This is a genomic window from Limnochorda sp. LNt (assembly GCF_035593265.1).
GTDB classification, from domain to species: Bacteria; Bacillota; Limnochordia; order Limnochordales; family Geochordaceae; genus Geochorda; species Geochorda subterranea.
Genome location: NZ_CP141614.1, coordinates 424,930 through 438,528 on the forward strand (window position 1 = coordinate 424,930; position 13,599 = coordinate 438,528).

The window sequence follows — 13,599 nt, forward strand, 5'->3', positions numbered from 1 at the left end:
GCCCTTCATCCTGCCTTTCTGTCTTGCGTCGTGAACTGGTAGTAGAAGTCTCGAGCGATCTTGTCCTGGACCGCTTCACGCTTCTCGGGATCCTGGGTGAGCAAGAGCAGGGCCGCATCCACCCAGTTACACGAGCTGGACTTGGCTGCAAGAAAGCGCGCCGCTCGCAATAGCAAGACCCGGCGCGTATCTCCCTCGGCGGTGAGGAGCCTCTCCAACCGGGCCTCCGAATACCGAGCCTCAGCCAGGGCCCGTCCCAGGCCCTTGTCGGGGTTGTGCGCGGCAGGGCTCATGAGCGCGATGCCTGCCACCAAGGTAATCCAGTCCCGCCGTGACTGCGGCGTGCGATCCCACCATTCCGGAAGGTAGAGCGCTGCGAAACGATAGAACACGACCGGCGGCAGTTGGGTAGGGTGCATTCGTCGAAGGGCCGCGCGTTCCCCTGTTGGAAAGCGTTCGCTTGCGATCACACGAGCGATCTGCCCGATATGATGATGAAGCGTCGCCTCAGGCGACACCAACGTCCTCACGTGCTTCCTCCCTCAAGAACGGGAAATTGCCGTTGGCGTACAGCCCTGTCCAGAAGCGCCGCTCTGCCGCCACTCGGGCCTGGAAACGACGCCCTATGTGCGTGGGCAAGAATCTCTCTGCCTCGCGGAGGATCTCCAGTGCGAAGTCTCGCAACTGCAGGGCCCATTGCCTCGAGACGAGCTGCTCGTCGAACGGTTCAGGTACGGACCACAGCCACGTAAAGAAGGCATCCGTCCATCGCGCCTGAAACCTCCCTGCAACCCCCCTCCACCATGCCTCGTAGGATTCTCGGTCTGCCGCCGATGTAGCCGTGGCCAGGTATGTCAGCACCGCTGGCCGGAGTACGCGGTTTTGCATCCGGCCCGCGTATTCGACGCCCGTCTTGCTCAACTCCGCCAATGGTTGACGTCGCTCTGGAGGGCCAAAGACACGGAGTCGGGCCGCTGCCGGGATGGCAACCCGCCGCTCGTGGAATCCATCTGTGGTGCCCTGGCCGCGTACCAGGACGGACGCAGACAGCCAAACATCTCCCTGCCATCGGGCGTCCGGCCGTTGCAAGGGAGTCAGCTTGAGCTCATCTGCGAAGATCAGCCGTCGGATGAGGTCGGCGTCCCAACCCCTCGGGCCCACAGTGAGCGCCTTGATCCCGCCGTCTCCTCGGCTGCTCGACTCGCGCAGGTCGATGGGCAACCACGCGTCTCCCACGGCCCCACGGAGTTCGCTGGCTGCGATGCGGTCAGCCACTGAGGCGACGGCTTCAGCGTGAGTGGGTCGACCATCCCCCTTGAGCCGGACCCTGCGGCAAACCTCGACATAGAAGGGGTCCAGCAGCGTCAGGGGCAAGGCCGTCTTGCCGTCCCACGGCTCGGTCCAGACCAGGACGATCCCTCTGGGATCGTAGCCATAGGCAGATCCAAGGACTTCCCGGCGATGGTCGAGCAGGCGCGACACGGCATCGCGCCACCTGACACCAGGACGGAAGCTCCGCACGATCTCGACGACGGGCCGGTTGCCAAAGCCCCCGTTCATGCGGGATATCCCCCGGTTGCCCACGCCGTAAAACCCGCTCATGGTCTGGAGGCTGACCAGAGCGTAGACCCACGCGTCGGGGTCGGCCCGGACTGCCCGGGTCTGCTTCAAGTCGTGATTCTTGGCTGTAGGTAGAAGGTCGAGGGCATCGGGCGTGTCAGCGATAGGTCGGAGTCGGTCGTGATCCTCTGGGGGCAGGGGTGGCTGCATGAAAGCGGGCCGAGAGAGGTCCGGGACGACCAGGGTCCACGCGTCATCACCCGCTTCCCCCGCCAGGCCCCTGAGCCCGTCTCGCCAGTACTGGGCGTCATGGATCACGTCCGTATCGCCACGACGAGCCAACACGGCCCCGGCAAGATAGCACAGGAATACGTGAAAAGCATCCTCCTGGTGCCGTTGAAGCCCTGGCAGGTGCTCTACCTGATCCCGTCCCAGGGCAGCCATCAACTCGGGCAGGCTCAGGCGACGGAACCCCTCAGAGGTCTCCGTCCGCAGCAGCGGGTCCGTGAGCAGGTTCACGGAGCTCCTCCAATCCAAACCGGCTGTAACGGTATCGGCGGGCGCCGCAGCGAAGGATGGCGACGCCGTCGCCCTGCTGCTCGACCGCGATGTGGTCCACCGGTTCCACGGGACTCATGTGGCCGGGGATGACCATCTCTTGTAGCGTCTGGCCGAACGGGCTGATGACAGGACGGTCCAGCGGAAGTTGGAGGTTGCGCACACCGAGCCGGACGCTCACGCTGCCCCCAGACTCATTGAACTCGAAGGTGCCGAAGTACTTGTCGAAGATGGCGGCCACATGCCCTGCTGCGACGGCTCGGGCCAGGTCACCTCCCTCGACGTGCTCGGCATGACGTTGCCACCGACTTCCCTGCAAGCCCGCCAGGTGCTGAGGGTGTGTCACGGCTTCGACAAGTCGGCGGTTGTCACGAGGGATGCTGACCTCAGGGTGCTCCTCCAAGACCCGGCGAGTCAGCTCGAGTGTCCTCACGTCCTCGTAGACGCTTCCGTAACCGAGGCGTTTGTAGCTATCGACCACGCGGCCTTGGTCATCGAGTGCTTGGGTCAGGTCTCCCGCCGGTACCAGGACGATGCACCGGGCGGGAGGGCCGTAGCCGGGTGGCCGCTCCTTGTTGTGCCGGTGCAGACGGCCCACGCGCTGCAGGAGCACGTCGGCTGGGGCCAGGTCTGAGATCATCAAGTCGGCGTCGATGTCCAGGCTCTGCTCCAGCGTCTGGGTCCCGACGAGGAGAAGAGGCCCTCCCGCAGAGCCAGGCCCCAGCAGTTCGCTCACGCGACCGTCGAGGAGAGAGCGGTCCTCCGGCGCGAAGCGGCCATGATGGGGACAGACCACCCCAGCACAGGTGAACAACCAGGCCGGGTCAACGCGGTCGCATCGTTCGAATGCACGCAGAAGCGCGTTGGCCCGGTCCACCGTATTCATCACGACCACGATCCGGGCTCTGCCGGCCAGCGCTTCTGCAACGCCTTCGACGACGGCCTCGGGCGTGAAGGCCACGGGCATCAGCTCGAATCGAACACGCTTCTCCCCCCTGGATGTCACCTGAACGGCTCTTGGGACCCCATCTGCCAGCGTAATCGCCGGATAGGGTGCCTGTTCGGTGACCCGGGCTTCCGCTAGGGGAGGTTGGTTGCCGGCTATCGAGACATAGCGATACCGCGCTCGCGCGCCGAGCGTGGCCGACAGCAGCATGGCGTAGCCACCGACACGCAGGTGGTGCTCGAGCAGTCGTTCGAGCAACCGCGACATGTACACGTCGGAGGCATGGACCTCGTCCACCACCAGCAGACTTCGGTCGAGGCACACGGAGCGTAAGTGAGCATGGGCTGTCTGGACCGCGGACAGCAGCGCCTGGTCGATGGTGCCGACGGCCACTGTTGCGGCGAGGAAGCGCTTGGGACGCTCGCCCGCCCACTGGCGCTGCTGCTTCAGGAGCACCTCATCGTCCTGCCAGATATTGGCCGATTCCTCCGCGGGGAGTGTCTGCTCGGGAGAGAGGCCATCTACCTGGACATAACCGGGCACGGCGAGGAGTGTAACCGGGCGGGTGGACGAATCGGGGAACCACCGTCGCATGACGCGCCAGACACGCCCGTAGATCTCGCGCGCCGCCACTCGGGTGGGGAGCGCAAAGAATAGCCCGTCGACTTTGCCGGCACGGAAGAGCTTGAACCACCAATTCAACGCTGCCTCGGTCTTGCCCGAGCCAGTCTCCGATTCGGCGATGACGAGGCGTGCGTCGGGCAACTCGGGGTCAAGGGCGTCGATAGCCTCTTGCAGGGGCCGTGGAGCAAATCCGAACCGTTGGTGGAAGTGATGGGGCGCTCGCGACAGGACTTGGCGGAGGTCGCTCACGTCCAACCCTACGGCTCGCAGGAGCCTTGGCGCCACCTGCCGGGCATGGTGCAGACGTCGTCCCGCATCGACCTTCTCGACCGGGAACCACGCCGGGTGAGACCCGAGCCAGTCTGCCAGCATGAGAAGGCCGGCGAAACGGTGATGGAACCTGGGTTCTGAAGGCAACGTCGGTCCGCTCGGCTCGAACGCGCCGGGGAACGCAATCTGAGCCCACTTCGAGATCTCAGCGATGGCAGCCATCGGGTCCCACATGCCATCGCGCCGCCACCATCGGTCGCGTGCATCCCAATAGGCAGCGCTGCGTTCGCCCTTGAACTGGAGGGGCGTACCATGGTGCGAGAAGGCGGCGACGAAGTAGCTGTATGCCACCTGGTCGTCGTCGAACCAGGTGTGCATACCGGGTGGCAGCGCCTCGAGAAAGGCCATGTGGAGTTGCTCATCCAGGGCATACGGATCGAGCAAGGGTGCCAGTTCTCGGATATGGCCGGCCCTTGGCATCTTGCTGCCATAGACCTTCAATTGGAAGCCGAGGTTGGCCTTGCCGATGTCATGAAGCATGGCCAGCACTGCGAGCCGGTCCATCTGTTGACCTGTGACGGGCGCCCCCGCGGCGCATTGCAGCGAGCGCCTGATCCCATCGAGCTCGCACAGCGCTCTAAACACGACGGCGACGTCGAGGCAGTGGGCCACAAGTGGCAAGCAGCGGGAGTCCTCGGGGCGGAACTTGCCCCAGAAGATGCATGCCTCTGCGCTCCCGGTGCGGAGCATGTCGCGTCATGCTTCCCTTCCCGACGCCGATACCCTGAAGGATGGAAGGACGCTCAAGGGGAACCAGCACTTAACGACACATGGATGAAGGGAGACCCGATGCGCCGGACACCCCATCTCGGTAGCGCGACCCTTGACTCATCAGGGGTAGGAGCGATCGTTGACGTCGAGACAACGGGCTTGCAGCCCGATCGGGACGAGGTCATCGAGCTCGGCATTCTCCTCTTCGCTTATGAACGTAGCTCCGCTCGAATCCTCGCGGTCGTCGACGAATACGTCGGCCAGCGACAACCGTCACGACCCATCCCAGCCGCGGCCACTCGCGTACATGGAATGAGCGAGGAGCATGTCCGCGGACAAACGCTGGATCATCAAAGAGTCAGAGCCTTGCTCCAAAGAGCTGAGTTCCTGGTCTCCCATCACGCAGCCTTCGACCGACGGTTCGTCTTGCAGCTCTACCCCGACCTCGCCAGCCGAAGATGGCTGTGCTCCCTGGAAGGTATCGATTGGCGCGGGCATGGATTCAAGTCTCGGAGCTTGCAGGCCCTGCTCGAGGCACACGCCATCCGCTCCGATGTCCGACACCGGGCGCAAGCTGACTGCCGGGCCTTGCTCGCTCTGCTCGAACGCCCCAGTGCGAACGGTAACACGTATTTGTACGAGCTCCTCAACCACTATGACATGCTGGGCGCCTCACACCCCCACGTAGATCAGCCGTTGCTTCGGGTCGGTCCCGAAGCGTCTGACTGGGCGATATCCTAATCGGCTCAAGTCATGGTTCGACATCTAGCCAGGCCATTCCTGCCTCTTCTGTCATGGCAGGCAGGGGTTGGCTCTGGAGTGGAGTGAAAGCGCACGCGGGGGAGCCGTACTGGGAGTCGGCGACGGCTCCACCACGCAGGGTCGATCCCCGCGCACGCGGGGGAGCCCCCGATGGCAGCCCTGCCGAGCGCAACGGCCACGGTCGATCCCCGCGCACGCGGGGGAGCCTCTTCGACCTGAATGGCAACGTGTGGGAATGGGGGTCGATCCCCGCGCACGCGGGGGAGCCCGAAACAGGACGCCGGAGATCCGATGAGGCAGCGGTCGATCCCCGCGCACGCGGGGGAGCCATATCTACCCGCGCCCGCGCGTTCTCTCGCGCGGGTCGATCCCCGCGCACGCGGGGGAGCCGAACTCCACGGCGACGTGTACGGCTGGGAGGACGGTCGATCCCCGCGCACGCGGGGGAGCCACTCACCGCTGTCGCTTTCGCGGCCGGGTCGAGGGTCGATCCCCGCGCACGCGGGGGAGCCGAATGTAATGCACCACAGACGGCTCATCAAGGGGGTCGATCCCCGCGCACGCGGGGGAGCCAACGTCACCGTGGCGCCGGGGCCGTCGGCCAGGGGTCGATCCCCGCGCACGCGGGGGAGCCGGCGATCGGCTGGTATCTGTCCCAGACGCCGCGGGTCGATCCCCGCGCACGCGGGGGAGCCCGCCGCCACCCATCGGTGCCGACGCTCGGCGCGGGTCGATCCCCGCGCACGCGGGGGAGCCGCTCGCGGCGGGTCGGGCACACGGGCGGCCGGGGGTCGATCCCCGCGCACGCGGGGTAGCCTTGCAGCAGCGCCAGGACGGTGTCGGGGCGGATGGTCGATCCCCGCGCACGCGGGGTAGCCGGTACCCACGCAGATCCACCACTGGCCTGCGGGGGTCGATCCCCGCGCACGCGGGGGAGCCCCGTCAGTGGTGCGGATACGGTCAAGCAGCGCAGGTCGATCCCCGCGCACGCGGGGGAGCCTGGTAGCAGGTGCGTCCTGCCAGCTCGATGAGAGGTCGATCCCCGCGCACGCGGGGGAGCCATCTCCTCGCCCTCCCCCACATCCGCGGTGGCGGGTCGATCCCCGCGCACGCGAGGGAGCCAGCTCCTCCTCGAGCCGCCAGGTCGCCTCGTAAGGTCGATCCCCGCGCACGCGGGGGAGCCTGCGCCGCCGTACACTTGAATGCAGAGCAGCCGGGTCGATCCCCGCGCACGCGGGGGAGCCGCAGAGTACAGGGTACGGGATCCGTGGGATCAAGGTCGATCCCCGCGCACGCGGGGGAGCCCGTCGCCCGCCTCCTGGACGGCCTGCGGAGCCAGGTCGATCCCCGCGCACGCGGGGGAGCCTGGTGACGCAGCGGGCCCAATTCTCCTGCTGGCGGTCGATCCCCGCGCACGCGGGGGAGCCGAAAAACGCCGCAAGCCCATCACGCCGGCGCAAGGTCGATCCCCGCGCACGCGGGGGAGCCACGAAGAGACCCACGTAAAGCATGGCGGGGGCGGGTCGATCCCCGCGCACGCGGGGGAGCCGCCGCGATGGCCTCCTCGGCGTTGTGCGGGTCAGGTCGATCCCCGCGCACGCGGGGGAGCCATGCAGTTTCGCACCAGGATGGCACCCCGTCGAGGTCGATCCCCGCGCACGCGGGGGAGCCACGGCATCAGCCGAGTGCACGGCTGGTATGACGGGTCGATCCCCGCGCACGCGGGGGAGCCCACGGGTGGCCCAAAGGGATTGCGCTTGATGGCGGTCGATCCCCGCGCACGCGGGGGAGCCCCGCCGTCCATCACCGGCACGCCGCGCGTCTCAGGTCGATCCCCGCGCACGCGGGGGAGCCGGCGATACGCGCCAATGGGAAGGCGCTCGGGCAGGTCGATCCCCGCGCACGCGGGGGAGCCAGGACCTGGCGCGTCGGCGACGAAAGCGCAGGAGGTCGATCCCCGCGCACGCGGGGGAGCCCAGACTGGCTCGCCATTCGGATCACGGCGCGGGGGTCGATCCCCGCGCACGCGGGGGAGCCGCCCACCGCGCCTGGAGCCGTGAGGCCGCCAGGGGTCGATCCCCGCGCACGCGGGGGAGCCCTCGCCGGTGTGCCACGCCATCTCACGCCCGCAGGTCGATCCCCGCGCACGCGGGGGAGCCACTTCCGCGCGCCTTGAAAGAGGCGAAGCGGCGGGTCGATCCCCGCGCACGCGGGGGAGCCCGGGTCGATGCGGCTGCCTGACAGCATGGCCCAGGTCGATCCCCGCGCACGCGGGGGAGCCCGTCGTCTCCACGTGCGGGTAGGCGTGCTGCAGGGTCGATCCCCGCGCACGCGGGGGAGCCTTTTTCGCCCGCGTGACGGCGTGGGCTCGGACGGGTCGATCCCCGCGCACGCGGGGGAGCCCCGCACATTCTCCCGCTCAATGATGCGCTGAAGGGTCGATCCCCGCGCACGCGGGGGAGCCACCTCCTGGCAGCTCTCGACGGCCTCCCACGGGGGTCGATCCCCGCGCACGCGGGGGAGCCGCGGCCCGCAAGCTCAACTACTTCATCCGGGCAGGTCGATCCCCGCGCACGCGGGGGAGCCCGTGGCGGCCTGTGCCCGTTCGGTCTCGGTGAGGGTCGATCCCCGCGCACGCGGGGGAGCCATATACGCCTGGCAAGGGGGTGAATGTTACGGTGGTCGATCCCCGCGCACGCGGGGGAGCCCTATTCCGCAGGTCCTTTCCGCCGAACGCGGCGGGTCGATCCCCGCGCACGCGGGGGAGCCCCTGTAGGACGTCGGACAGCGTGATCATGCGGCGGTCGATCCCCGCGCACGCGGGGGAGCCATGTTCTCGTTCTTATCCACGTCTACTGCCAGGGGTCGATCCCCGCGCACGCGGGGGAGCCTGGTCGGTATGCATGGCTCTCGCTCCCCTAGCGGGTCGATCCCCGCGCACGCGGGGGAGCCACCTCCACCTCAACGCGGGGAGGCTCGTCCGCGGGTCGATCCCCGCGCACGCGGGGGAGCCGGCTGCTGGGGCGCGATCGCGGGTATGGTAGTGGGTCGATCCCCGCGCACGCGGGGGAGCCCCGCCCCTCCCAAAGCCAGGATGAGCCCACCAAGGTCGATCCCCGCGCACGCGGGGGAGCCGCGCGGGAGTCAATCTTCGTCACGGTTTGGGCAGGTCGATCCCCGCGCACGCGGGGGAGCCGCCAAGCGCTCCGCCGAAATCTTCCTGCCTACCGGTCGATCCCCGCGCACGCGGGGGAGCCCTCGATGAGCGCCTGCGCCGGGTTGTCGGTGTCGGTCGATCCCCGCGCACGCGGGGGAGCCACGCCTGAACCAACCTTGGGCCGCCACCGGAACGGTCGATCCCCGCGCACGCGGGGGAGCCGTCGCAATCCCTGGCAAGTCAAAGGGGGAGAAGGGTCGATCCCCGCGCACGCGGGGGAGCCTCCGCCCGCGCTGAGGGAGGGAGACGGGAGGGGGGTCGATCCCCGCGCACGCGGGGGAGCCGGCCGCCCCAAAGAGGTCGGCCACGTCAAGGAGGGTCGATCCCCGCGCACGCGGGGGAGCCCGGATCTCGCCGATGGTCGGCGGCGTCGGGTACGGTCGATCCCCGCGCACGCGGGGGAGCCCTTCTCGCCATCCACGTACTCGGTAATCCTCAAGGTCGATCCCCGCGCACGCGGGGGAGCCTTGACCAGCAGGGGCCTGGAGAGTACCTGGTAGGGTCGATCCCCGCGCACGCGGGGGAGCCTATTGGTGGCGCACAGCTAAAGTCGGCGAGGAGGGTCGATCCCCGCGCACGCGGGGGAGCCTATTGGTGGCGCACAGCTAAAGTCGGCGAGGAGGGTCGATCCCCGCGCACGCGGGGGAGCCGCTCTCGACGGCCTCCCAGGGGTAGCCGCCGAAGGTCGATCCCCGCGCACGCGGGGGAGCCCCAATCCACTCCGCCACCGGCACGGCTACAGCAGGTCGATCCCCGCGCACGCGGGGGAGCCACCCTGCGGTTCCGCCGGTCGGACGTCCCGGGGTGGTCGATCCCCGCGCACGCGGGGGAGCCAGCCTGGCTCATGCGGACTGGCTGCGGACGGGGGGTCGATCCCCGCGCACGCGGGGGAGCCCTCGGCCCAGTCCTCCTCCCAGTCCGGCCCGGCGGTCGATCCCCGCGCACGCGGGGGAGCCGGCTAGCGGAGCACAAGGGCGAAGCCGGTCATGGGTCGATCCCCGCGCACGCGGGGGAGCCTGGGCGAACTCACTCGGGTACAGGGCCTACGGGGGTCGATCCCCGCGCACGCGGGGGAGCCTCGGCCACCGACTGGCTGAGGGGGTCGGCGAGCGGTCGATCCCCGCGCACGCGGGGGAGCCTCTCATTCAGCACCAGCGCCTTCTCCCGCCGCGGGTCGATCCCCGCGCACGCGGGGGAGCCGCAGTAGACTTGCAAGACCTGCTTGAGCATGGCGGTCGATCCCCGCGCACGCGGGGGAGCCTACGAGTATGCCGCAGCCCAAAGGCGCGACGAGGGTCGATCCCCGCGCACGCGGGGGAGCCGCGCTCAGATCAGCTCCATCAGCCGCCGCATCAGGTCGATCCCCGCGCACGCGGGGGAGCCGTCTGCGCCGGGTCAGGGAAGACCAGTTGGAAGGGTCGATCCCCGCGCACGCGGGGGAGCCTGACTATTCCGGATGTCCTGCGGTATTTGGCGGGGTCGATCCCCGCGCACGCGGGGGAGCCGTCATGGTCCCGTCATCGAAGCGCACCAGTCTGGGTCGATCCCCGCGCACGCGGGGGAGCCTCGTGATCCGTGAGCCACGCAATGCGCTCATCGGGTCGATCCCCGCGCACGCGGGGGAGCCTCTGGTACCCGTCGGGCCGCCTCTGACGGCTCGGGTCGATCCCCGCGCACGCGGGGGAGCCTGTGGAGCATGGGGCGCAGGCCACTGGAGAAGAGGTCGATCCCCGCGCACGCGGGGGAGCCGATCCGGGCTCAGAGCATCAGGATTCGTCCGGGGGTCGATCCCCGCGCACGCGGGGGAGCCTACGACGAGCCGCGGGCGCTTACGCCCGATGAGGGTCGATCCCCGCGCACGCGGGGGAGCCCTCACGTACAGGTTCTCGCTTGAGCCCTTACGCGGGTCGATCCCCGCGCACGCGGGGGAGCCTCTTGTTCGACGATCTGCTCGATCACGACTACGGGTCGATCCCCGCGCACGCGGGGGAGCCGCCGTCGCCAGCACCTGGCAACCCTTCGCGCAAGGTCGATCCCCGCGCACGCGGGGGAGCCTTGGCTGGCCATGTCCAACTGGAGGAAGCTAAGGGTCGATCCCCGCGCACGCGGGGGAGCCTCCTGGATGAGGGCGTACTCGTTGGCGGCGAAGGGTCGATCCCCGCGCACGCGGGGGAGCCATGCAAGGTCGTGGTCAGACGGAAATCACACCGGGTCGATCCCCGCGCACGCGGGGGAGCCATCACGAGCCCCGGCAGGGTCTCGGTGTCCACGGGTCGATCCCCGCGCACGCGGGGGAGCCCGCCCCGCCGACGATTCTTTCACTTGATACTGAGGTCGATCCCCGCGCACGCGGGGGAGCCGCGGCGCGGGTGTATGGGCGCAGCCGGGAGACGGGTCGATCCCCGCGCACGCGGGGGAGCCTCAGCCTGGCCCTGCGCCTTTCGGTGTTGGAGCGGTCGATCCCCGCGCACGCGGGGGAGCCCCGAAGCGCCGGCAGTGTTCGGGGACTTCGAGAGGTCGATCCCCGCGCACGCGGGGGAGCCACGCGTACTCCCGGCCGTCGACGTGCTCGACGAGGTCGATCCCCGCGCACGCGGGGGAGCCCGACCCCGAGCCGCCCGGGTTCATGATGGAAATGGTCGATCCCCGCGCACGCGGGGGAGCCACGCGTACTCCCGGCCGTCGACGTGCTCGACGAGGTCGATCCCCGCGCACGCGGGGGAGCCGTCAGGACGCAGGCGATCTCGAGAAGCTGCTGGGGTCGATCCCCGCGCACGCGGGGGAGCCTGATTCGGCATCTCCAGGCCGTGGCGCATGCGTGGTCGATCCCCGCGCACGCGGGGGAGCCTCGATCTCGCTGGCCCGCACCTCCAGCTTGCGGGGTCGATCCCCGCGCACGCGGGGGAGCCAGCCTGCGTCAAGTCGAAGCGGCCGATGGTCAGGGTCGATCCCCGCGCACGCGGGGGAGCCGGGCTCGTGGACGCCCCCGAGCGCACGCTGGAGGGTCGATCCCCGCGCACGCGGGGGAGCCGCCGAGGCCGAGGTGCGCCGGCTGGAGCAGTGGGGTCGATCCCCGCGCACGCGGGGGAGCCACCTGAGCTGCGGCCGGCGGGCGGGGCCGCTCGGGTCGATCCCCGCGCACGCGGGGGAGCCTAACGAAGAGAGCCAACCTGCCCAGGGTTCGGAGGTCGATCCCCGCGCACGCGGGGGAGCCGCGGCGCGGGTGTATGGGCGCAGCCGGGAGACGGGTCGATCCCCGCGCACGCGGGGGAGCCTACCGCTTCGACTTGCCGATGCAGTGAGCGCAGGGTCGATCCCCGCGCACGCGGGGGAGCCGGGTGCCAGATGGGTTCCCGGCGGTTGCGGCGCGGTCGATCCCCGCGCACGCGGGGGAGCCCTGCGGAGCTTGCGCCGGGCCCTGGCCAGCGCGGGTCGATCCCCGCGCACGCGGGGGAGCCTAACGAAGAGAGCCAACCTGCCCAGGGTTCGGAGGTCGATCCCCGCGCACGCGGGGGAGCCCGCCGGATGTGGCGTGCCCGCAGCTTGGCGGCGGGTCGATCCCCGCGCACGCGGGGGAGCCTGGAGCGGGCCGGAATGCGGGTGGTGTGGCAGGGGTCGATCCCCGCGCACGCGGGGGAGCCTCTTCGGGCAGAATGGACGCAAAGCGGACGTGGGGTCGATCCCCGCGCACGCGGGGGAGCCCTCTCCCGCCTGCTGGCGCAAGAAGAGCGGGACGGTCGATCCCCGCGCACGCGGGGGAGCCTTTCCGGGCTTGCGGCTCGTCCAGCGGATCGCGGGTCGATCCCCGCGCACGCGGGGGAGCCCATCGTGAGGGCGGCAATGCATGGTGGGTCCAGGGTCGATCCCCGCGCACGCGGGGGAGCCCGTCGACATGCTCCTCGCCGTCCTGTCGGAAGGGGGTCGATCCCCGCGCACGCGGGGGAGCCGCAGTTTGAGGCGATGAGGAGGGCCTCGCAGAGGGTCGATCCCCGCGCACGCGGGGGAGCCCTGGCCATAGCTCTACTGGCAAGGGCTCGTCAAGGTCGATCCCCGCGCACGCGGGGGAGCCGTGTCCGCGGAGGAGATCGAATCCGACGAAACTGGTCGATCCCCGCGCACGCGGGGGAGCCTCCACCGAGGCCTTGCTCATGCGCCGGCGGAAGGGTCGATCCCCGCGCACGCGGGGGAGCCCGACGGCGAGGCTCGCAAGGCGTGGGTCGAGGAGGTCGATCCCCGCGCACGCGGGGGAGCCGTAGCCAGGCGTCGGCCAGCACGTCCATCGTCGGGTCGATCCCCGCGCACGCGGGGGAGCCATCGGGTGTGAGCCTTGGCTCGCGTGAATGTTGGGTCGATCCCCGCGCACGCGGGGGAGCCGGCGCAACAGAGACATTACGGCGTCTTCATCGAGGTCGATCCCCGCGCACGCGGGGGAGCCGCAGTCGGGGTCATGCTAACTCACCCCGCTGGCGGTCGATCCCCGCGCACGCGGGGGGAGCCGATCAAGGGCCGGGAGCAATCCCGGCCCGCACAGGTCGATCCCCGCGCACGCGGGGGAGCCCACCAGGAGCATGGTCAGGGGATGCTCTGGGGGGGTCGATCCCCGCGCACGCGGGGGAGCCCGTCAGGCGACAGGTACACATCCCCCGTCATCGGGTCGATCCCCGCGCACGCGGGGGAGCCATCCAAGCAAAGGCCGACGCAGCAATGCGTCGGGGTCGATCCCCGCGCACGCGGGGGAGCCTATCTGGGAGTTTTGCGACGATCCGCGACATGGGGTCGATCCCCGCGCACGCGGGGGAGCCCAGGTAGTGGGCGATGTCGGGAACGTGCGCGAGGGTCGATCCCCGCGCACGCGGGGGAGCCCCTGTGGAACACGGTCACGCCAGGCTTC

At 69.8% G+C, this 13,599-nt stretch carries 5 protein-coding genes and 1 CRISPR repeat array (1 of these 6 only partly in view); of the genes, 1 reads left to right on the forward strand and 4 read right to left on the reverse strand.

Translation table 11 applies throughout. The features are described from left to right. Positions 1-5: 5 nt before the first annotated feature. From casB to VLY81_RS02070, 4 genes are all read right to left on the reverse strand, one after another. Complete coding sequence (gene casB, locus VLY81_RS02055; RefSeq protein ID WP_324669369.1) at positions 6-530, reverse strand: type I-E CRISPR-associated protein Cse2/CasB; 525 nt, start codon at positions 528-530, stop codon at positions 6-8. Continuing rightward, positions 508-2,079 (reverse strand): type I-E CRISPR-associated protein Cse1/CasA, encoded by a 1,572-nt coding sequence (gene casA / locus VLY81_RS02060; RefSeq protein ID WP_324669370.1) that lies wholly within the window; start codon positions 2,077-2,079, stop codon positions 508-510. The genes casB and casA overlap by 23 nt, the downstream gene beginning before the upstream one ends. Next, positions 2,036-4,708 carry a CRISPR-associated helicase Cas3' gene (cas3, locus tag VLY81_RS02065; protein WP_324669371.1) on the reverse strand — a complete coding sequence of 891 codons (2,673 nt, stop codon included), beginning with the start codon at positions 4,706-4,708 and terminating at the stop codon, positions 2,036-2,038. The genes casA and cas3 overlap by 44 nt, the downstream gene beginning before the upstream one ends. A gap of 141 nt (positions 4,709-4,849) precedes the next feature. Then, positions 4,850-4,999, reverse strand: coding sequence for a hypothetical protein (locus VLY81_RS02070; RefSeq protein WP_324669372.1), 150 nt, complete (start codon positions 4,997-4,999; stop codon positions 4,850-4,852). Between VLY81_RS02070 and VLY81_RS14460 the strand changes: the two genes are divergently transcribed. Then, a complete protein-coding gene (locus tag VLY81_RS14460) occupies positions 4,925-5,470 on the forward strand; it encodes an exonuclease domain-containing protein (protein WP_405001311.1) in 546 nt (181 codons plus the stop codon). The genes VLY81_RS02070 and VLY81_RS14460 overlap by 75 nt on opposite strands. A gap of 139 nt (positions 5,471-5,609) precedes the next feature. Then, positions 5,610-13,599: a CRISPR direct-repeat array (repeat unit 28 nt; unit sequence GGTCGATCCCCGCGCACGCGGGGGAGCC); it runs 1,436 nt beyond the window's last position.

Bases quoted from the DNA above. Each gene is read 5' to 3' on its own strand.
- cas3 (WP_324669371.1), bottom strand. From the start codon at position 4,708: ATGCTCCGCACCGGGAGCGCAGAGGCATGCATCTTCTGGGGCAAGTTC.